Annotated in this window: 19 protein-coding genes and 1 pseudogene; 9 read left to right on the top strand and 11 right to left on the bottom strand. The window is 58.9% G+C overall.

Features of this window, described 5'->3' with window-relative positions; genetic code table 11:
• Positions 1–105: 105 nt before the first annotated feature.
• Positions 106–2,013, bottom strand: a complete 1,908-nt coding sequence (gene estP, locus ACGSLL_RS05250; RefSeq protein ID WP_394503852.1) for an esterase EstP — start codon at positions 2,011–2,013, stop codon at positions 106–108.
• Positions 2,014–2,422: 409 nt separating this feature from the next.
• On the opposite strand from estP, the gene ACGSLL_RS05245 reads away from it, so the two are divergent.
• The 4 genes from ACGSLL_RS05245 to ACGSLL_RS05230 all read left to right on the top strand — a co-directional run bounded on the left by ACGSLL_RS05245 (position 2,423) and on the right by ACGSLL_RS05230 (position 5,734).
• Complete coding sequence (locus ACGSLL_RS05245; RefSeq protein WP_258451390.1) at positions 2,423–3,016, top strand: aminodeoxychorismate/anthranilate synthase component II; 594 nt, start codon at positions 2,423–2,425, stop codon at positions 3,014–3,016.
• Between the two features lie 9 nt (positions 3,017–3,025).
• Positions 3,026–4,075 carry an anthranilate phosphoribosyltransferase gene (trpD, locus tag ACGSLL_RS05240; protein ID WP_090286810.1) on the top strand — a complete coding sequence of 350 codons (1,050 nt, stop codon included), beginning with the start codon at positions 3,026–3,028 and terminating at the stop codon, positions 4,073–4,075.
• Positions 4,072–4,911 (top strand): indole-3-glycerol phosphate synthase TrpC, encoded by an 840-nt coding sequence (gene trpC / locus ACGSLL_RS05235; RefSeq protein ID WP_394503849.1) that lies wholly within the window; start codon positions 4,072–4,074, stop codon positions 4,909–4,911. The genes trpD and trpC overlap by 4 nt, the downstream gene beginning before the upstream one ends.
• Before the next feature lie 121 nt (positions 4,912–5,032).
• Positions 5,033–5,734 carry a lipoate--protein ligase family protein gene (locus ACGSLL_RS05230; protein WP_394503847.1) on the top strand — a complete coding sequence of 234 codons (702 nt, stop codon included), beginning with the start codon at positions 5,033–5,035 and terminating at the stop codon, positions 5,732–5,734.
• A gap of 10 nt (positions 5,735–5,744) precedes the next feature.
• On the opposite strand, the gene crp is transcribed toward ACGSLL_RS05230, so the two are convergent.
• Complete coding sequence (gene crp, locus ACGSLL_RS05225) at positions 5,745–6,389, bottom strand: cAMP-activated global transcriptional regulator CRP (RefSeq protein ID WP_394503845.1); 645 nt, start codon at positions 6,387–6,389, stop codon at positions 5,745–5,747.
• 247 nt (positions 6,390–6,636) lie between these two features.
• Between crp and ACGSLL_RS05220 the strand changes: the two genes are divergently transcribed.
• Together ACGSLL_RS05220 and speD are read left to right on the top strand one after the other, a co-directional pair.
• Positions 6,637–7,059: an OsmC family protein gene (locus ACGSLL_RS05220; RefSeq protein WP_186620984.1), complete on the top strand. Its 423-nt coding sequence runs from the start codon at positions 6,637–6,639 to the stop codon at positions 7,057–7,059.
• 237 nt (positions 7,060–7,296) lie between these two features.
• The gene (gene speD, locus ACGSLL_RS05215) at positions 7,297–8,091 is read left to right on the top strand and encodes an adenosylmethionine decarboxylase (RefSeq protein ID WP_090286802.1); all 795 of its coding nucleotides are present in this window, start codon (positions 7,297–7,299) and stop codon (positions 8,089–8,091) included.
• Positions 8,092–8,209: 118 nt separating this feature from the next.
• Here speD and coq7 read toward each other — a convergent pair whose 3' ends face one another.
• From coq7 to hemJ, 6 genes are all read right to left on the bottom strand, one after another.
• Positions 8,210–8,857, bottom strand: coding sequence for a 2-polyprenyl-3-methyl-6-methoxy-1,4-benzoquinone monooxygenase (gene coq7, locus ACGSLL_RS05210; RefSeq protein WP_394503842.1), 648 nt, complete (start codon positions 8,855–8,857; stop codon positions 8,210–8,212).
• A 194-nt stretch (positions 8,858–9,051) separates the two neighbouring features.
• Positions 9,052–9,390 carry a histidine triad nucleotide-binding protein gene (locus tag ACGSLL_RS05205; protein ID WP_017128660.1) on the bottom strand — a complete coding sequence of 113 codons (339 nt, stop codon included), beginning with the start codon at positions 9,388–9,390 and terminating at the stop codon, positions 9,052–9,054.
• A gap of 56 nt (positions 9,391–9,446) precedes the next feature.
• Positions 9,447–10,235 carry an SDR family NAD(P)-dependent oxidoreductase gene (locus ACGSLL_RS05200; protein ID WP_394503839.1) on the bottom strand — a complete coding sequence of 263 codons (789 nt, stop codon included), beginning with the start codon at positions 10,233–10,235 and terminating at the stop codon, positions 9,447–9,449.
• A 61-nt stretch (positions 10,236–10,296) separates the two neighbouring features.
• Positions 10,297–11,247 (bottom strand): DUF805 domain-containing protein, encoded by a 951-nt coding sequence (locus ACGSLL_RS05195; protein ID WP_394503837.1) that lies wholly within the window; start codon positions 11,245–11,247, stop codon positions 10,297–10,299.
• Positions 11,248–11,326: 79 nt separating this feature from the next.
• The gene (locus ACGSLL_RS05190; RefSeq protein ID WP_394503835.1) at positions 11,327–12,295 is read right to left on the bottom strand and encodes an NAD(P)H-dependent flavin oxidoreductase; all 969 of its coding nucleotides are present in this window, start codon (positions 12,293–12,295) and stop codon (positions 11,327–11,329) included.
• Between the two features lie 32 nt (positions 12,296–12,327).
• Positions 12,328–12,756 carry a protoporphyrinogen oxidase HemJ gene (gene hemJ / locus ACGSLL_RS05185; protein ID WP_208939554.1) on the bottom strand — a complete coding sequence of 143 codons (429 nt, stop codon included), beginning with the start codon at positions 12,754–12,756 and terminating at the stop codon, positions 12,328–12,330.
• Between the two features lie 134 nt (positions 12,757–12,890).
• Here hemJ and argC point away from each other — a divergent pair, with 134 nt between their 5' ends.
• Complete coding sequence (argC, locus tag ACGSLL_RS05180; RefSeq protein WP_090286789.1) at positions 12,891–13,925, top strand: N-acetyl-gamma-glutamyl-phosphate reductase; 1,035 nt, start codon at positions 12,891–12,893, stop codon at positions 13,923–13,925.
• A 146-nt stretch (positions 13,926–14,071) separates the two neighbouring features.
• Positions 14,072–14,422: an iron-sulfur cluster insertion protein ErpA gene (gene erpA, locus ACGSLL_RS05175; protein ID WP_003176443.1), complete on the top strand. Its 351-nt coding sequence runs from the start codon at positions 14,072–14,074 to the stop codon at positions 14,420–14,422.
• An 84-nt stretch (positions 14,423–14,506) separates the two neighbouring features.
• On the opposite strand, the gene ACGSLL_RS05170 is transcribed toward erpA, so the two are convergent.
• Together ACGSLL_RS05170 and ACGSLL_RS05165 are read right to left on the bottom strand one after the other, a co-directional pair.
• A complete protein-coding gene (locus ACGSLL_RS05170; RefSeq protein WP_394503831.1) occupies positions 14,507–15,598 on the bottom strand; it encodes an anhydro-N-acetylmuramic acid kinase in 1,092 nt (363 codons plus the stop codon).
• A gap of 3 nt (positions 15,599–15,601) precedes the next feature.
• The gene (locus ACGSLL_RS05165) at positions 15,602–17,029 is read right to left on the bottom strand and encodes a peptidoglycan DD-metalloendopeptidase family protein (RefSeq protein WP_394503829.1); all 1,428 of its coding nucleotides are present in this window, start codon (positions 17,027–17,029) and stop codon (positions 15,602–15,604) included.
• 212 nt (positions 17,030–17,241) lie between these two features.
• Between ACGSLL_RS05165 and tyrS the strand changes: the two genes are divergently transcribed.
• Positions 17,242–18,441, top strand: a complete 1,200-nt coding sequence (gene tyrS, locus ACGSLL_RS05160) for a tyrosine--tRNA ligase (RefSeq protein ID WP_394503827.1) — start codon at positions 17,242–17,244, stop codon at positions 18,439–18,441.
• Positions 18,442–18,528: 87 nt separating this feature from the next.
• Here the strand turns inward: tyrS and ACGSLL_RS05155 are convergent.
• Positions 18,529–18,713, bottom strand: a pseudogene (locus ACGSLL_RS05155) (hypothetical protein); the annotation flags it as partial.

Raw genomic sequence — 18,713 nt, 5'->3', positions numbered from 1 at the left:
CTGACTCAGCGCTTTCGCGAGCAGGCTCGCTCCCACATGGGGTTTTGTGTCGAAGCATAAAAAAGCGGCGCTTGTGAAGGCGCCGCTTTTTTTTACATCTGCAAATCAGAAGTCGAGCACCACCCCGACATTCAACCCCTGCTGCTTGAAGTCGTCATCCTTGCGCAACGTGTACCCGCCGCGCAGCGCCAGATCCGCGGTGAGCTTGTGGCTGATGCCCAGGCTCAGACGGTTCAAGTGGCTGGCCGGTGTGTAGCCTTCCAGGGTGAAGTCATTCGCCGGCAGGGTGTTGAGCGCGATATTGACCTTCTGCGCGTCATCTTCGTACTCGCGCTCGTGGGCGTACTCGCCGTACACCTGGGTTTGCGGGGTGAAGTTGTACTTGCCCTGCAAACCAAGCCCGAGACGTTTCGAATCGCGGCTCTGATCGTCGAAGGTCAGCGCGGTGGCGCGGTTGCTCTTCTCTGAATAGCCGTCGACGTCGACGCTGGCGTAGTCGGCGCTGACGAACGGCGACAAGTGCCACTCGCTGCCCGGCTGGGCAATGTCGTAACCGACGCGGGTAGTGAACGCCCAAAGGCTGCCGTCGGTATCGCCTTTCTCGGCACCTTCGCTGGCGCCCAGGTCGAACTTGCGCTTGAGGTTGTCGTAGTCGAGCTTGCCGCCGGTCAATGCCGCGTCGGCCCACCAGCGATTCTGCTGGAACTGGGCAAATGCCGTGGCCATGTAGCTATTGAGTTTGTAATCCGAGTCGTTATGCCCAGCCTCCAGGTTCTGCCGGTACAAACCTGCCGCCACGCCCACGCGCCAGGCGTCGTTCAGGCGATAGCTGCCGCCGACGTTGAGGTTGTAACCGCTGCCGTCGGCGCTGGCGCCGCTGCTTTGGCTGTCGACATCCAGATGCTGACCGCCCGCCGAGACGATCGCGCGCCATTGGCCGACCGCTTGCCAGTTTTCCCAATCGGCCTGCCATTGGCTGCGCAGTTCGTCCTGATGCGCGCGCACGGTGGAGTGGGCCATTTCCGGCAGCAGGGTCAGCTCCCACGGCGCCGCGAGCAGCGAATAGGCGTAGTCGGCAATCAGTTTTTGCCCGGATTCAGTCGGGTGTACGCCGTCGTTGTAAATCAGTTTGGTCGGATCTGGCGTAGCGCTGTTGATCCCGTAGCGGGCGTTTTCCGGGCAACCGCTGCCGCTGAAGCACGTTGCGGTCAGGTTCTGGTCAGTTGCCAGACCGAAGCGCCCCGGATCGGCGAACACTTCCGAGAGCAGCACCGGAATGTTCAACGGAATCACTTCGGCATTGATGCCCTGCAGGCGTGTCACCAACTGGCTGTTGAACTGGTTGGCGAGGGTGCTGCTGAATGCTTGCAGCGGCGTACCGTTAAGCGCCGGAGTCAGGCCTACGTCGGGCAGGAGCCAGACCATTACGTACTTGGCACCGGCGGTCTGCAGGGTTTGCACACTGTCGGCCAGCCGATCAGCGGCGGCATTGGCCTGGGGCAGGCTGAGAATGCGCCCCTGCAGGAAATCATTACCGCCCCCGGAGATGTAGTAGAGCGCATTCGGGTCGGCGCGAAAGCCGTTCGACGGCAGGTAACCTGGGCGCGTGCGTTCGCCGGTGGCCGACTGGCTGGTGATCGAATCGAGTATCTGGTCGGTGCGATAACCGCCGACCGCCCAGTTGTTGCCGTCGGGCTGGCCGTTCTCGGCGCGCACGGCGGAGCTGGAAGACGCTGTCTGATCTGCGCTGAAGCCCAGACGTCCGCCAAGCAGCTGTGTGGAGTTCAACGAATACGCTTCACCGCTGCCATCCCGATAGACCGGCCCGGTGCGGTTGGTATAACGCTCGGTCGAGCCTGCCGGGCCGCCAGTGTCGGCGAACGTGCCAGCATCGTTGAGGCTATCGCCGAAAACCACGAAATTCGAATAAGGATTAGGTGCTGCATTCGCCTGAGCACAAGCCAGTGCAAGCAGGCATCCGGCCAGCGGTACAAACAGCGTCTGTCTGATCATGAGCAAGTCCGTTTATTTATTGTTGTAGGTGAACGAAACGACAGTACCAAAAACTCCCGGCGTTTTGCCATCGGTCGCGAATCTCTGCGTAGGATTTATCCCCCCGTGCCCCGGCCATATTGCACGCTCCGTCCAGCTAAGTTACTGTGCCGGAACGCATGAACGAGACCTTTCCCGTGTTGATCACCAGCAAACTCCTGGATCAAGTCATCAAGGCACACGCCCGCTGGCGTTGGCGCGCCTGAATCTTTTCTGCCGGCCCCGCCGGATCTGTATCGCTTTGCCTTCCTTGCCTGTCTGAAATGCCGCTGTGCCGACGCACCTGACTGCGTCCGACATCGTGCAGCGCCCTGCGGGCAAGTGTTCTGAAGGCTGTTTTCAAATCAGAATTCAAGAGGTTCGACACGCCATGTTGCTGATGATCGACAACTACGACTCCTTTACCTACAACGTTGTGCAATACCTCGGCGAGCTGGGTGCCGAGGTCAAAGTGGTGCGCAACGACGAATTGACCATCGCCGAAATCGAAGCGCTCAACCCCGAGCGCATCGTGGTGTCTCCCGGCCCGTGCACGCCGACCGAAGCGGGCATTTCCATCGATGCGATCAAGCACTTCGCCGGCAAGCTGCCGATTCTCGGTGTCTGCCTTGGCCACCAGTCCATCGGTCAAGCGTTCGGCGGCGATGTGGTGCGGGCACGGCAAGTGATGCACGGTAAGACTAGCCCGGTATTCCACGAGGACAAGGGCGTCTTTGCTGGCCTGAACCATCCGCTGACCGTCACCCGCTACCATTCGCTGATCGTCAAGCACGAAAGCTTGCCCGATTGCCTGGAACTGACCGCATGGACACAGCACGATGACGGTTCGGTCGACGAAATCATGGGCCTGCGTCACAAGACCCTGAACATCGAAGGCGTACAGTTTCACCCCGAGTCGATCCTCACCGAACAGGGCCATGAACTGTTTGCCAACTTCCTCAAACAAACCGGCGGCACGCGCTAAGGACTTTGCATGAACATCAAGACAGCCCTGAGCCGTATCGTCGATCACCTCGACCTCAGCACCGATGAAATGCGCGATGTGATGCGCGAAATCATGACCGGCCAATGCAGCGACGCGCAGATTGGCGCGTTCATGATGGCCATGCGCATGAAAAGCGAGAGCATCGACGAGATCGTCGGCGCCGTGTCGGTCATGCGTGAGCTGGCCGACCAGGTCGAACTCAAGACCCTTGACGGCGTGGTCGATGTGGTCGGCACCGGCGGTGACGGTGCGAATATCTTCAACGTGTCGACCGCTTCTTCTTTTGTTGTCGCGGCAGCCGGTTGCACCGTCGCCAAGCACGGCAACCGCGCCGTCTCGGGTAAAAGCGGCAGCGCCGACCTGCTCGAAGCCGCCGGCATCTATCTGAACCTGACGCCGGTACAAGTGGCACGCTGCATCGACAACGTCGGCATCGGTTTCATGTTTGCCCAGACCCACCACAAAGCCATGAAATACGCCGCCGGCCCGCGCCGCGATCTCGGCCTGCGCACGCTGTTCAACATGCTCGGCCCGCTTACGAATCCGGCCGGTGTGAAACATCAGGTGGTGGGCGTGTTCACGCAGGCACTGTGCCGGCCATTGGCTGAGGTCTTGCAGCGTCTGGGCAGCAAGCACGTGCTGGTGGTGCATTCGAAGGATGGGCTGGACGAGTTCAGTCTCGCCGCGCCGACGTTTGTCGCCGAATTGAAGAACAACGAAATCACTGAATATTGGGTCGAGCCGGAAGATCTCGGCATGAAGAGCCAAAGCCTGCACGGCCTGTCGGTCGAAGGCCCGGAAGCGTCGCTGGCGCTGATCCGTGATGCCCTCGGCAAGCGCAAAACCGAAAACGGCCAGAAAGCCGCCGAGATGATCGTGCTCAATGCCGGTGCTGCGTTGTACGCCGCCGATCTGGCAAGTAGTTTGAAACAGGGCGTGGAGCTTGCGCACGACGCTTTGCACACCGGCCTCGCTCGGGAGAAACTCGAGGAACTGGGTGCCTTTACCGCGGTATTCAAAGTGGAGAATGAAGGATGAGTGTACCGACGGTTCTGGAAAAGATTCTGGCCCGCAAGGCTGAGGAGGTGGCCGAGCGTAGCGCCCGGGTCAGCCTCGGCGAGCTGGAGAATCTGGCCAAGGCGGCGGATGCGCCCCGTGGTTTCGCCGATGCGCTGCTGGCGCAAGCGAAGAAAAAGCAGCCGGCGGTGATTGCCGAAATCAAAAAGGCCTCGCCGAGCAAGGGCGTGATCCGCGAAGACTTCGTGCCCGCCGAGATCGCCAAGAGTTACGAAAAGGGCGGGGCAACCTGCTTGTCCGTGCTGACCGATATCGATTACTTCCAGGGTGCCGACGCGTATCTGCAGCAGGCTCGCGCAGCGTGCAAACTGCCGGTGATCCGCAAGGATTTCATGATCGACCCGTACCAGATCGTCGAGGCCCGCGCATTGGGCGCGGACTGCGTGCTGCTGATCGTCTCCGCGCTGGATGACGTGAAGATGGCCGAGCTGGCCGCCGTGGCCAAAGGCGTCGGTCTCGACGTCTTGGTGGAAGTGCACGACGGTGACGAACTTGAGCGCGCGTTGAAAACCCTCGACACGCCACTGGTTGGCGTCAACAACCGCAACCTGCACACCTTTGACGTCAGCCTGGAAACCACCCTCGACCTGCTGCCGCGCATCCCGCGCGATCGCCTGGTGATCACCGAAAGCGGCATTCTCAATCGGGCCGACGTCGAGCTGATGGAAATCAGCGACGTGTACTCGTTTCTGGTCGGTGAAGCGTTCATGCGCGCGGAAAATCCGGGCATTGAATTGCAACGTCTGTTCTTCCCGGAACGAGGTGGTCCGGTAGTAAGCGGTTCGACCCTCGACTGAGTCGACCCCATCGCGAGCAGGCTCACTCCTACATTTGGAACGCGTTCCCCCTGTAGGAGTGAGCCTGCTCGCGACGGGGCCTTCGAATCCGCTAAAGAGACTCAACTTGCCGGAGCACACCATGTCGCTGCCAACCCCGCTGACCATCGAATCCGGCCTGCAAGCCGAACAGGACTTGCTGGCCTCGGTCTGCGCTGGTGACGCCGAATTTGGCCTGCTGTTCTGGCAACCGACGGACCGCGCGCTGGTCATGCCGCGCCGCCTCAACCGTCTCCCGCAATTCGACCACGCCTGCGAAGTCTCCGCTGCGGCTGGCTGGCCGGTGCTGCTGCGCGAGACCGGCGGCGAACCGGTGCCGCAATCCGCTTCGACCCTCAACATTGCCTTGGTCTACGCCCCGCCTCGCAGCGAAGGCGACTTGAACCGCATCGAAACCGGCTACCGCCGTCTGTGCGATCCGATCTGTCAGTTGCTGGATGAGCTAGGTGGCACCTCATCGGTCGGGGAAATCGACGGTGCGTTCTGCGACGGGCGCTTCAACGTCAATCTGGACGGACGCAAAATGGTCGGTACCGCGCAGCGCTGGCGTCAGAGCCAGGGCGGCCAGCGTCCGGTCGGGCTGGTGCACGGTGCGATGCTGATGGATGACGAGCGTGAGTCGATGGTTGCAGCGGTGAATCGCTTCAATAAGGCCTGCGGCCTGGAGCAACGGGTGCGAGCGCAAAGCCACATCGCCCTGCATGAGAAATTCAACGCGCCACAGGCCTTGGCGCGTCTGGATGAGTTGTTTCGTCTGATGCTGGCGCAGATCTACAGCGCCTGAATCTGCGCAGTCAACGCGTACCGAAAACCACCATGGTCTTGCCTTTCACATCGACCAGGTTGCGTTCTTCCAGATCCTTGAGCACCCGACCGACCATCTCCCGCGAGCAGCCGACAATCCGCCCGATTTCCTGACGTGTCACCTTGATCTGCATGCCGTCCGGGTGGGTCATCGCGTCCGGCTGCTTGCACAGCTCCAGCAGGCAGCGGGCGACTCGGCCGGTGACGTCGAAAAACGCGAGGTCGCCGACTTTGCGCGTGGTGTTGCGCAAGCGTTGTGCGATTTGTCCGCTGAGGGCGTAAAGAATGTCTGGATCCTGCTGCGATAACTCGCGGAACTTGGCGTAACTGATTTCCGCGGTTTCGCATTCGACCTTGGCCCGCACCCAGGCGCTGCGTTCCTGCTCCTGACCTGCTTGCTCGAACAGACCCAGTTCGCCGAAGAAATCCCCGGCGTTGAGGTAGGCGATGATCATTTCGCGGCCGTCATCGTCCTCGATCAGAATCGTCACCGAGCCTTTGATGATGAAATACAGCGTGTCCGAGCGATCGCCGGCACAGATGATGTTGCTCTTGGCTGCATGGCGACGGCGCTGACAATGCATCAACAACTTGTCGAGATTCTTGATTCTGGATGTGGGGGTAATAGCAACCATGGTTGTATCCCGAAAAGACTGCACGGTGATGTTTGGTTTTTTTATGAGGCGCTGAAGAGGGTCGCTGCAACAGCTGACGAACGTGCTGACATGGGCGCCAGCGAATTGGCGCCAGCTTAACAGACACTTCGTCGCAAATTCGAGAAATTACCTACAGGCCAGAGGCGTGCGTCCTAAGACACCGCTCCTGTCGGGGCAAATCGCTGTGCTAAGCTGGCGACCCTTTTTTTACAGTGGAGTCTGGGCGATGAAGGCACGCATCCAATGGGCTGGCGAAGCCATGTTCCTCGGTGAATCCGGCAGCGGTCATGTCGTGGTGATGGACGGTCCGCCGGACGCCGGTGGTCGCAATCTGGGTGTTCGGCCGATGGAAATGCTCCTGCTGGGTGTCGGCGGTTGCAGCAACTTCGACGTGGTCAGCATCCTCAAGAAGTCGCGTCAGGCTGTTGAGAGCTGCGAAGCGTTTCTGGAAGCCGAGCGCGCCACCGAAGATCCGAAGGTTTTCACCAGGATCCACATGCATTTCGTCGTCAAGGGGCGTGGCCTGAAAGAAGCCCAGGTCAAGCGTGCCATCGAGCTGTCCGCCGAGAAGTATTGCTCGGCGTCGATCATGCTCGGTGCGGCTGGCGTGGCGATTACCCACGATTACGAAATCGTCGAACTCGGTTGAACCGACATTCAACTATCATAAAAGCAGTGCAGACTCTGGCGATCCCCCGCTGACGTCTGCATAATGCGCCACTTTTTTCAGGGCAGTGATCGGTCAGCCGACGGGTCATCCGCCTGAACAGACAACCAAAATCGCCATCGCGAAGAGGTGTTAACCGTCCTACGCAGGTGCGTCGTTCGCACTTGACGGGCATGCTTGATCACGCGGCCGGGCCGCATACATAGAGAGTTTTTAACGGTGAAAAGCAAACTCAAGCTCCACGGGTTCAATAACCTGACAAAGACCTTGAGCTTCAACATCTATGACATCTGCTACGCGGAAACCCCGCAAGACCAGCAGGCTTACGTCGAGTACATCAATCAAGAGTACAACGCGAAACGCCTGACGCAGATTCTCACGGAAGTTGTCGAGATCATTGGTGCCAACATCCTGAACATTGCCAGTCAGGACTACGAACCTCAGGGCGCCAGCGTCACGATTCTGATCTCTGAAGAGCCGGTGACCCCGACTGACAGTCAGATCGAAGAATCGCCGGGCCCGTTGCCCGAAATTATCCTGGCCCACCTCGACAAGAGTCACATCACGGTGCACACCTACCCGGAAATACATCCGGACGACGGTATTGCAACTTTCCGTGTGGACATCGACGTGTCGACCTGTGGTGTCATTTCACCGCTTAAGGCACTCAACTTCCTCATTCACCAGTTCGATTCGGACATCGTGACCGTGGATTATCGTGTGCGCGGCTTCACCCGTGACGTTGAAGGCAACAAGCACTTCATCGACCACGAGATCAACTCGATCCAGAACTATCTGTCCGAAGACACTCGCGACGCGTATCAGATGACCGACGTGAACGTGTATCAGGAAAACCTGTTCCACACCAAGATGCTGCTGAAGAACTTCGAACTGGACAACTACCTGTTCGGCGACGCCACCAGCAACCTGTCCCCTGAGCAACGTGCTCAAGTGACCGACCGGGTGAAACACGAAATGCTCGAGATCTTCTACGCGCGCAACATGCCTGCGTAAGACTCCCGGGCACAAAAAAGGCGACTCCCTCACGGCAGTCGCCTTTTTTATTGCTGTGATGCAGAACCCTGTGGGAGCTGGCTTGCCAGCGATGAGGGCCTCCCGGTCACCGTAACGATCAGATCCGATAAGTACTCTTGGTCATCACCTTGGCCAGAATACTCATCCCGAACTTCACCGGCGCCGGAAAGCGAAAACCACCCGCATCCAGCGCACTCTCCGCATGATGTTCTTCGTCGATGCGCATTTGCTGCAGAATCGCCCGGGACTTCTCGTCCTCGGCTGGCAGTTGCTCCAGGTGTTCGTTCAGATGTTTGCACACCTGATGCTCGGTCGCCGCGACAAAACCCAGGCTGACCTTGTCGCTGATCAGTCCGGCAACTGCACCGATCCCGAACGACATGCCGTAGAACAACGGATTCAGCACGCTGGTATGACTGCCCAACTGATGAATGCGCTGTTCGCACCAGACCAGATGATCAATCTCTTCTTCGGCCGCATGCTCCATCGCCTCGCGCACCTGCGGCAGTTTGGCGGTCAGCGCCTGCCCCTGATACAACGCTTGAGCGCAGACTTCGCCGGTATGGTTGATGCGCATCAGTCCGGCGACGTGGCGTGTGTCTTCGTCGCTCATTGGCGTGTCCGGCTGCAGGATAGCCGGTGACGGGCGGTACGGCTGGCCACTGAAGGGCAACAGAGTGCGCATTGCGGCATCGGCTTGCAGCAGAAGACGGTCAATCGGCGAGTAGTGACGTTGGGTAGTCATGCTGACCTCCGGTAAAAATCTCGACGGCCAGTTTAACCGAATCGGCCGGCGAAGGTTTGCGTTGGGTCATTGGGCGCGCGGGCAGGCTTTATGTGGGAGCGAGCCTGCTCGCGAAAGCGGACTGTCTGGAATTCAAATGTCGAATGTACCGAAGCCTTCGCGAGCAGGCTCGCTCCCACAGGGGCTGGTGTAGCTTAGCCCGGCGGCCAGTTCATCTGGCGCTGACCCAGTACATGCATATGAATGTGATAGACCGTCTGCCCACCGAGTTCATTGCAATTCATCACCACCCGGAAGCCTTCTTCGCAGCCAAGCTCCAGTGCCAGGCGCTGCGCGGTGAACAGGATGTGTCCGGCCAGTGCCTTGTCGTCTTCGGTCAGGTCGTTGAGGGTGCGCACCGGTTTCTTCGGGATCACCAGGAAATGCACCGGTGCCTGCGGGGCGATGTCGTGGAACGCCAGAACCTGGTCGTCCTCGTAAATGATCTTCGCCGGAATTTCCCGGTTGATGATCTTGGTGAACAGAGTATCCACTGCTGTTTCTCCGTTGTAGAAATTGGATCGAGTGTACCGCGTTGAATTCGGAATTTTCAGCGCGGGCAATAAGCTTTATTGACCATGCCAACGATAGTTCGGTTGAGCCAGCGCGAGCCGAACCGCGGCAAAAACGCCAGCCAGCGGTTACGTCGTCCCGGAATGATGATGGCGCGGTTCCTTTCGAGGGCGCGCACGGTGTAGAGCGCGACTTCCTCGGGGCTCATCAGACTGGCACTGTCATCGAGTTTTTCGCTGTTGAGCTGTGCCGTCCGGAAAAAGGCCGTGCGTGTCGGGCCGGGGCAGAGCACCGAAACCTTTACCGCACTTTGTTTGAGTTCAACCCGCAGGGCTTCGGAGAAATTCAGCACATACGCCTTGCTCGCGTAATAAGTGCTCATCCACGGTCCGGGGCTGAAAGCCGCCACCGAGGCGACATTGAGGATCTGCCCGCCACCCTGCAGCGCCATGCTGTTGCCGATGGCGTGGCAGAGGCGGGTGAGCGCGAGGATGTTCACCTCGATCAAATCCTGCTCGGTCATCCAGTCTTGCGCGAGAAACGGACCGCAGGTGCCGATGCCGGCGCAATTCACCAGCAAATCGATCTGGCGGTCGCCTTCCTCGAGTTCCAGCAGGAAGCCGGACAGACGCAGCGGCTCGCCGAGATCGCAGGCGCGAAACAGCACTTCAACGCCGAAGCGTTGGGTCAACTCCAGGGCGATACTTTCCAGCTGATCACGCTGTCGAGCCACCAGAATCAGGCTGCGGCCGCGGCGGGCCAGCGCTTCGGCCATGGCCAGGCCGATGCCGCTGGAAGCGCCAGTGATCAGAGCGTAACGGGTCATGCAATTCTCCATCGCAACAGCTCCGCGCCAGCGACGCGGGTGTCACGGCGGGGAGCGCTGTTCATTCTTGCGCAGAGTCTACAGGGGGCTGCGCCGCTTCGGCTGCATCATCACTGGAAATCACGGGTGGTTCGACCTCCACGTCTATTTCATCGGTGGTCACTGAACCACTGTCATAACTGCTTTCGACGTTGCTTTCGTATTCCTGCTGAACGGCCGAGATGCCACCCAGCATCCCGCCGACGAAAATCAGTGCGAAGAACACGATCCACAGCGAACACAGGACTTTGACGGCGGTGCTGTTGGGCGGCGGCGGTGGCCCGTAACGGTTGGCACCGTTGTTGCCCGGCACGACCATGATCACCAGCGGAAAGAAGCTGCCCACGAACGGCACCAGGTTCAGCAGCCAGAGCCAGCCCGACCAGCCGATGTCATGCAGGCGCTGGACACTGAACAGGATGCTGACGATCAGGAACGCAACGAACAGGAAGAAAGCGAGAATCCCGCCAATGATCAGGCCGGTGGTGGAGTCGCCCGCGACCAGCCCCAGAGCCATCAGGGCGAACACGCCGACAATCGGCAGCGTCACCAGGCTCAGGACCATTGTCCAGGCGAGAAAACGCAGGCGGCCAATTCGCCCTTCGACGCTAAACGGCTTGAGCGTGGCGAACGCCGGCATATTTTCGCCGACGCTGGCGCGCGGTGGTGCGTAAGGGGAGTCAGGTTCCGCGATCGCCGCAGATTGTTCATGGACGTCGGACAGGTTCAGGTCGATGACGGTTTCGCTTTCGATCCGTGCATCAATGCCGGTCTTGTTGAGTGCCTGCAGATAGGTCTGTGCATCGCTGTGCGACAGGTCCCGCTTGAGCGCGACGGTGCGGCCATTGAACAGGCGCTCGATGGCGGCAACATCGCTTTTGAACAGGTCCGCCAGATTGAGTTTGGCGGTGGTGAGATCGACACCGGGCTGCAGAGCGCCGTCGAAGACGATCTTGTAACGGGGTTCGCTCATGGTCGAGGCATCCTTGTCGCGAATTGTTTGGAAGGTTGGCAGTGTAAGGCCAGTCCGCCGGAGCAGGCCCGGTTTTTTCTCAGCGTGGCCAGCGGCTCGGTAGCTGTGCTGCGCGACTCTGCGCCTGGCGGTACTCGGCGTCCAGTCGTGCAATCAATTGATCGACTGTCGGCAAGTCGTCGATCTGCCCGACGCCTTGACCGGCCGACCATACGGTTTTCCAGGCTTTGGCTTCGTCGCTGATCGGCTTGAGCTTGTCGCCGAAATTCACCTCGCCTTTACCTTGTAGGGCGGCCATGTCGAAACCGGCCGCTTCCAGGCTTTGGCGCATGAAACTGGCGGGTACTCCCGAGACCGCTGGAGTATGGATGATGTCCGCGGCCTTGGCTGTCAGCAGCATCTGCTTGTAAGCGTCAGGCGCATGACTTTCGGTCGTACCGATAAATCGCGTCCCGAAGTAGGCCAAATCCGCGCCGAGCAGTTGTGCAGCGAGAATCTCATGGCCGTGGTTCAAACATCCTGCAAGCAGCAGCGTTTTGTCGAAGAACTGGCGGATCTCGGCGATCAGCGCAAACGGACTCCAGGTGCCGGCATGCCCACCGGCGCCGGCCGCAACCGCAATCAAGCCATCGACTCCGGCTTCGGCGGCTTTCTCGGCATGTCGCCGCGTCGTCACATCGTGGAACACCAGGCCGCCATAGCTGTGCACCGCGTCGACCAGCTCCTTCACCGCACCGAGGCTGGTGATCACGATCGGCACTTTATGCTCGACGCAGATATCCAGGTCGGCCTGCAAGCGTGGGTTGCTGTTGTGCACGATCAGATTCACCGCATACGGTGCCGGGTTTTCCAATGCGGCGAGTCCCGCCTCGATCTCTTCCAGCCAGGCCTTGAAGCCGCTGCTTTCGCGCTGGTTCAACGCGGGAAAGCTACCCACAACGCCATTGCGGCAGCAGGCGAGTACCAGTTGCGGGTTGGATATCAGGAACATCGGCGCAGCCACTACGGGCAGACGCAGACGTTGTTCGAGCAAAGCGGGCAGCGACATTGGAGTACCCCGAAATGATGTAGTTATCGAAACTAGAATGGCCGGACCACGACCAGAATGACGATAGCCAGCAATAGCAGAACCGGCACTTCATTGAACCAGCGATAAAAGACATGGCTGCGGGTGTTTTCGCCACGGGCGAAGCGTTTTACCTGCGCGCCACACATGTGGTGGTAACCGATCAGCAGCACGACCAGGGTCAGTTTGGCGTGGATCCAGCCGCCTTGACTGAAAATCGTCGGGTTAAGGTAGATCAGCCAGCCGCCAAAGATCAGGGTGGCGATCATCGCCGGGCCCATGATGCCGCGATACAGCTTGCGCTCCATGACGCTGAAGCGCTCCTTGCTGGTCGTGTCTTCGCTTTGCGCGTGATAAACGAACAAGCGCGGCAGGTAGAACAGCCCGGCGAACCAGCAGACAACACTGACGATATGCAACGCTTTGATCCACAGATAGAGCATTTTGGTGATTCCCTCATTCACGGTAAGTCAGATAGTAGAGGCTTGAGCGTCCGCACGTCACCTTGACGGTTGTCGCAGGGGCGTGCGGCCCCTATTATCGACGGCTTTCCAGTGGTTTCGTTGAGGGCAGGTTTATGGTCAAGGTCGGTATCGTCGGCGGCACGGGTTACACCGGTGTCGAACTGCTGCGTCTGTTGGCACAGCATCCGCAGGCAGAAGTGGTGGTCATCACTTCCCGATCCGAGGCCGGTCTGGCCGTGGCTGACATGTACCCGAACCTGCGCGGCCACTACGATGGCCTGGCATTCAGCGTGCCGGACGTGAAAACCCTCGGTGCTTGCGACGTGGTGTTCTTCGCCACCCCGCACGGTGTTGCGCACGCATTGGCGGGTGAATTGCTGGCGGCAGGCACCAAAGTCATCGACCTGTCGGCAGACTTCCGCCTGCAGGACGCCGAAGAGTGGGCCAAGTGGTACGGCCAGCCTCACGGCGCTCCCGAACTGCTGGATGAAGCGGTCTACGGCCTGCCGGAAGTCAATCGAGAGCAGATCAAAAAGGCACGCCTGATTGCGGTGCCGGGTTGCTATCCGACCGCGACACAACTGGGTTTCCTGCCATTGCTGGAAGCCGGACTGGCTGACGCTTCTCGCCTGATCGCCGACTGCAAATCCGGGGTCAGCGGTGCCGGCCGTGGTGCGGCGGTAGGCTCGCTGTACTCTGAAACGTCGGAAAGTATGAAGGCGTACGCGGTGAAAGGTCACCGTCACCTGCCGGAAATTCGCCAGGGTCTGCGTCGTGCGGCGGGCAAGGATGTCGGTCTGACGTTCGTCCCGCACTTGACTCCGATGATTCGCGGCATCCATTCCACGCTTTACGCGACGGTGGTCGATCGTTCGGTGGATCTGCAAGCGCTGTTCGAAAAACGCTATGCCAACGAACCGTTCGTCGACGTGATGCCGGCCGGCAGCCATCCCGAAACCCGTAGCGTGCGTGGCGCCAACGTCTGCCGCATCGCGGTGCACCGTCCTCAGGATGGCGACCTGGTGGTAGTGCTGTCGGTGATCGACAACCTGGTCAAAGGCGCGTCGGGGCAGGCAGTGCAGAACATGAACATCCTGTTCGGCCTGGACGAACGCTTCGGTTTGTCCCACGCCGGCATGCTGCCTTAAAAGCAGCTGCGAACTATAAGCCGCAAGCTTGAAGCTCATCGCTTGAAGCTTGCGGCCGCTCTCTAATAGTTGACCAATTTTCTAGGACAAGCGGATAATGCGCGTCATCACGCATTATGGCGGCGTAACGCCGGGAGATAGTCAGCATGAGCGTCGAATCCTTCACCCCCACGGCTTTGCAATTCACCCACGGTGCTGCGCACAAGGTGAAGAGCCTGGTCGATGAAGAGGGGAATGATCGCTTGAAGCTGCGCGTATTCGTTACGGGCGGCGGTTGTTCAGGGTTTCAATACGGTTTCACCTTCGATGAAGATGTGGCCGATGACGACACCATCGTCGAGCGCGAAGGCGTGAGTCTGGTGGTCGATCCGATGAGCTTCCAGTACCTGGCCGGTGCGGAAGTGGATTATCAGGAAGGTCTGGAAGGTTCGCGCTTTGTGATCAAGAACCCGAACGCCACCACGACGTGTGGTTGCGGGTCGTCGTTCTCGATCTGATTGCTGCTTTCAGAACTTTCGATCCAAACATCAAAACGCCGCAGAGCCTCACGGTTCTGCGGCGTTTTGTTGTCTGCGATTCACTCAGGCCGGATAGATGGCGCCGAGCACGCGAAGACCGCGGGCGCCGGTGACACTCGGGCGGTTGGCGGCGATGCCTTCGAGACAGCAATGAGCCAGCCAGGCGAAGGCCATCGCTTCGACCCAGTCCGGGTCGACACCGTGGCTGGCGGTGCTGGCGACCGTAGTGTCGGGCAGCAGCGCGGCCAGTCGCCTCATCAGCGCTGAGTTGTGTGCACCGCCGCCGCAGACCAGCAGTTCCTGGGTATCGGTTTGAGCGCTTTGCAGCGCTGTGACGATGGTCAGTGCGGTCAGCTCAAGCAGTGTGGCCTGCACATCTTCCGCGGCAACCGCGGGAAAACGTGAAAGGTGTTGTTCAAGCCAGGGCAGGTTGAATACCTCGCGCCCGGTGCTTTTCGGTCCTTGGGTGATGAAGAACGGATCGCTGAGCAGGGCTTCGAGCAGTTCGGGTTCAACGGTGCCTGTCTTGGCCCAATTGCCATCGCGGTCGTAGTTTTCGCCACGTTGTTGCTGAATCCAGGCGTCCATCAGAACATTTCCCGGGCCGCAGTCGAAACCGGCTACAGGTCTGGTCGGCTCAATCAGACTCAAATTGCTGAAACCGCCGACATTCAAGACTGCCTGATTACCGCTACGCTCTTCGAACAACGCCTCATGAAAGGCCGGCACCAGCGGCGCACCCTGGCCGCCGGCCGCGACGTCGCGACTACGGAAGTCACTGACGACCGTGATGCCGGTCAGTTCGGTGAGCAGGGCCGGGTTGCCGATCTGCACCGTAAAACCGCGCGCCGGTTCATGGCGAATGGTCTGGCCGTGACTGCCGATCGCGCGAATGGCTTCAGGCTTGAGGTGTTGGCTGTTCAGTAATGCTTGTATGCCCTGCGCGGCGAGCTTCACCCAGTGTTGCTGGGCGATGGCCGAACGGGCGATTTCGTCAGCGCCGCTGGCGCACAAGCCAAGCAGCTCGGCGCGCAGGGAATCGGGCATGGGAATGTAATGGGTGGCGACCAGCCTGATCGCCGAGGTCTGCTCGATCAGGGCAATGTCCAGCCCATCGAGACTGGTTCCAGACATTACCCCGATATACAAGGCCATGAGTTAACGCTTGCTCGAAGCCAGCATGGTGGCCTTTTCTTGGTCCATGCGTGCCATCAAAGGCTGACTTTGAGCGAGGAAACGAGCGCGTTCGGACTTGGCGATCGGATCGGCCATTGGCAGTTTCTGGCCCAGCGGATCGACGTGCACGCCGTTGACCTGGAATTCATAGTGCAAGTGCGGACCAGTCGACAGGCCTGTGGTGCCGATGTAGCCAATCACCTGGCCTTGCTTGACGGTACCGCCGGTTTTCACGCCCTTGGCAAAGCCTTGCATGTGGCCGTACAGGGTGCGGTAAGTGTTGCCGTGCTGAATGATTACGGTGTTGCCATAACCGCCGCGACGGCCGGCGAGCAGCACTTTACCGTCACCGGCAGCCTTGATTGGCGTGCCACGTGGCGCAGCGTAGTCAACGCCTTTGTGGGCGCGGATCTTGTTGAGGATCGGGTGCTTGCGGCCCATCGAGAACTTGGAGCTGATGCGGGCAAAATCCACCGGAGTGCGAATGAACGCCTTGCGCATGCTGTTGCCATCGGCAGTGTAATAGCTGCTGTTGCCTTGCTTGTTGGTGTAACGCACGGCGGTGTAGGTCTTGCCGCGGTTAGTGAAACGGGCTGAGAGGATCGGTCCATTACCGACCGCTTTGCCATTGATCACTTTCTGCTCGTAGATCACGTCGAATTCGTCGCCTTGACGAATGTCCTGGGCGAAGTCGACGTCATAGCCGAAAACGCTGGCCATATCCATGGTCAGGCTGTGCGACAGGCCTGCGCGAGCTGCGGATTGCGACAGCGAACTGTTGATCACGCCGTGAACATAAGCGGTGCGAACGGTCGGTTTTGCGGTGACGCGATTGAATACATAGCCCTTGTCATTGCGGTTCAGGGTGATGGTTTCGACGTCGCTGACCTTGCTGTGCAGGCTGGTCAGTTGGCCTTCGGGGCTCAATTCGAATTCGAGTTTCTGGCCACGCTTGAGTTGGCTGAACTGTTTGGCTTGTTTATCGCTGGCCAGCACTTCATGCACCGAAGCGCTTGGCAGACCGACCTTTTCAAACAGGGTGGACAGCGTATCGCCCTTGGCTACAACGACTTCGCGATGGCCCGGGGCTTTTGCTTTCTCGTCAACTGGAGGTACTGGGGCAGGGGCCGCATCCGCGGTTTGTGCGTCGCTTTCGTCAGTGCTTTCGATTTGCGCAAACGGTGATGCGACGGGGTCATTTGTGGCTTGAGCCGCATCGGCAGCGTCTTGATCCTGAGTCAGTTGTTCAGCAGGACTTTCCAGTTCAAGGCTCAGGGTCGTCTTTTTGGCTTCAACATCACTGGAAGGGAATACCAGGAGCGCCAGGCTGAGAAGGGCGGCGATTCCACTTGCGGCAAGCAGGTGGGTCTTCGGGTAAAGCGGGGGCGCTTTAGACGGTTCTGTGGTCATAGGTAATTTTGACTTTGAAAAATGATGAATTGGAAAAGATGAATGACATGATGAAGATGAAATAACTGTATAAAATATAACCAAATCATCTCTGAAGCAAGTCTACAGACAGTGAGTCTGTGGATTGGTGTCCGTGCGCCGGGCAAAACTTGTAATTGGTGCGCGATCTTGTATGGTTGGTTCCCTTTGAATCTGAGCCTTGCGGGTCTGTTATGAAGTCGGTTGAAGAGCAGCTAGCGCTGATAAAACGTGGTGCGGAAGAACTACTGGTCGAGTCCGAGCTGATCGAGAAGCTCAAGCGCGGCCAGCCGCTGCGTATCAAGGCTGGTTTCGATCCGACCGCGCCGGATCTGCATTTGGGTCACACCGTGCTTATTAATAAGCTGCGCCAGTTCCAGGAGTTGGGGCATCAGGTGATTTTCCTTATCGGTGATTTCACCGGGATGATCGGTGATCCGAGTGGCAAGAGCGCTACACGCCCGCCGTTGACTCGCGAGCAGGTTCTGGAAAACGCCGAGACGTACAAGACTCAGGTGTTCAAGATTCTCGATCCGGCGAAAACCGAAGTCGCGTTCAACTCCACCTGGATGGATCAGATGGGGCCGGCGGACTTCATTCGTCTGACTTCGCAGTACACCGTCGCGCGCATGCTTGAGCGTGACGATTTTGACAAGCGCTACACCACCAATCAGCCCATCGCTATTCATGAGTTCCTTTATCCGCTGGTCCAGGGTTACGACTCGGTGGCTTTGCGTGCGGATGTCGAGTTGGGCGGTACCGATCAGAAGTTCAATCTGCTGATGGGGCGCGAGCTGCAACGTGGTTACGGTCAGGAAGCTCAGTGCATTCTGACCATGCCGTTGCTCGAAGGTCTGGATGGCGTGAAGAAGATGTCCAAATCGTTGGGCAACTATGTCGGTATCCAGGAAGCGCCGGGTGTCATGTACAGCAAGCTGGTTTCGATTCCGGATGCGCTGATGTGGCGCTACTTCGAGCTGCTCAGCTTCCGCTCGATGGACGAAATCAATGCATTGCGAGCTGATGTCGAGTCGGGTGCCAATCCGCGTGATGTCAAAATCAAGCTGGCGGAAGAAATTGTTGCGCGCTTCCATGGTGAGGATGCCGCGGCCAATGCTCACCGTGCTGCAGGTAACCGCATGAAAGATGGCGAGCTGCCAGATGACTTGCCGGAGATCGAATTGGCTTCCGCTGAGGATATGCCGATTGCCGCTGTCCTTAATAAAGCAGGGCTGGTGAAGAACTCGGCGGCTGCGCGCGACCTGCTGGCGTCTGGCGGTGTTCGCGTTGATGGTGAAGTGGTCGATCGCTCCTTTATATATGTACTGGGTACGACCCACGTTTGCCAGGCCGGTAAAAAGGCAGTTGCGCGCATCACGCTTAAATCCGAGTAATCTTTCAAATAGGTGTTGACGGCGAATTTTAGATGTCTATAATTCGCCCCACTTCCGGCGCAGTCGAAACGGAAAACTCCTTGAGATTCAACGAGTTAAGTAAGTTTCGGCAGTAGGCGGCTTCAGTTCATCGAAGCCCGAAAGGAAGTTGAAAAAGAGGTGTTGACAGCAGCGTGTAACGCTGTAGAATTCGCCTCCCGCTGACGAGAGATCGGAAGCGCAAGTGGTTGAAGTTGTTGAAGAAATCTTCGAAAGCTTCTGAAAATAATCAC

Source organism: Pseudomonas retamae (assembly GCF_043496865.1).
GTDB lineage: Bacteria > Pseudomonadota > Gammaproteobacteria > Pseudomonadales > Pseudomonadaceae > Aquipseudomonas > Aquipseudomonas retamae.
This window is presented reverse-complemented; position numbering and strand designations above follow the sequence as displayed.

Bases quoted from the DNA above. Each gene is read 5' to 3' on its own strand.
- ACGSLL_RS05230 (WP_394503847.1), top strand. From the start codon at position 5,033: ATGTCGCTGCCAACCCCGCTGACCATCGAATCCGGCCTGCAAGCCGAA.
- ACGSLL_RS05195 (WP_394503837.1), bottom strand. From the start codon at position 11,247: ATGAGCGAACCCCGTTACAAGATCGTCTTCGACGGCGCTCTGCAGCCC.
- ACGSLL_RS05165 (WP_394503829.1), bottom strand. From the start codon at position 17,029: ATGACCACAGAACCGTCTAAAGCGCCCCCGCTTTACCCGAAGACCCAC.
- erpA (WP_003176443.1), top strand. From the start codon at position 14,072: ATGAGCGTCGAATCCTTCACCCCCACGGCTTTGCAATTCACCCACGGT.
- trpC (WP_394503849.1), top strand. From the start codon at position 4,072: ATGAGTGTACCGACGGTTCTGGAAAAGATTCTGGCCCGCAAGGCTGAG.
- ACGSLL_RS05190 (WP_394503835.1), bottom strand. From the start codon at position 12,295: ATGTCGCTGCCCGCTTTGCTCGAACAACGTCTGCGTCTGCCCGTAGTG.
- ACGSLL_RS05220 (WP_186620984.1), top strand. From the start codon at position 6,637: ATGAAGGCACGCATCCAATGGGCTGGCGAAGCCATGTTCCTCGGTGAA.
- trpD (WP_090286810.1), top strand. From the start codon at position 3,026: ATGAACATCAAGACAGCCCTGAGCCGTATCGTCGATCACCTCGACCTC.
- ACGSLL_RS05170 (WP_394503831.1), bottom strand. From the start codon at position 15,598: ATGGCCTTGTATATCGGGGTAATGTCTGGAACCAGTCTCGATGGGCTG.
- ACGSLL_RS05245 (WP_258451390.1), top strand. From the start codon at position 2,423: ATGTTGCTGATGATCGACAACTACGACTCCTTTACCTACAACGTTGTG.
- crp (WP_394503845.1), bottom strand. From the start codon at position 6,389: ATGGTTGCTATTACCCCCACATCCAGAATCAAGAATCTCGACAAGTTG.
- tyrS (WP_394503827.1), top strand. From the start codon at position 17,242: ATGAAGTCGGTTGAAGAGCAGCTAGCGCTGATAAAACGTGGTGCGGAA.
- argC (WP_090286789.1), top strand. From the start codon at position 12,891: ATGGTCAAGGTCGGTATCGTCGGCGGCACGGGTTACACCGGTGTCGAA.
- ACGSLL_RS05200 (WP_394503839.1), bottom strand. From the start codon at position 10,235: ATGACCCGTTACGCTCTGATCACTGGCGCTTCCAGCGGCATCGGCCTG.
- coq7 (WP_394503842.1), bottom strand. From the start codon at position 8,857: ATGACTACCCAACGTCACTACTCGCCGATTGACCGTCTTCTGCTGCAA.
- estP (WP_394503852.1), bottom strand. From the start codon at position 2,013: ATGATCAGACAGACGCTGTTTGTACCGCTGGCCGGATGCCTGCTTGCA.
- hemJ (WP_208939554.1), bottom strand. From the start codon at position 12,756: ATGCTCTATCTGTGGATCAAAGCGTTGCATATCGTCAGTGTTGTCTGC.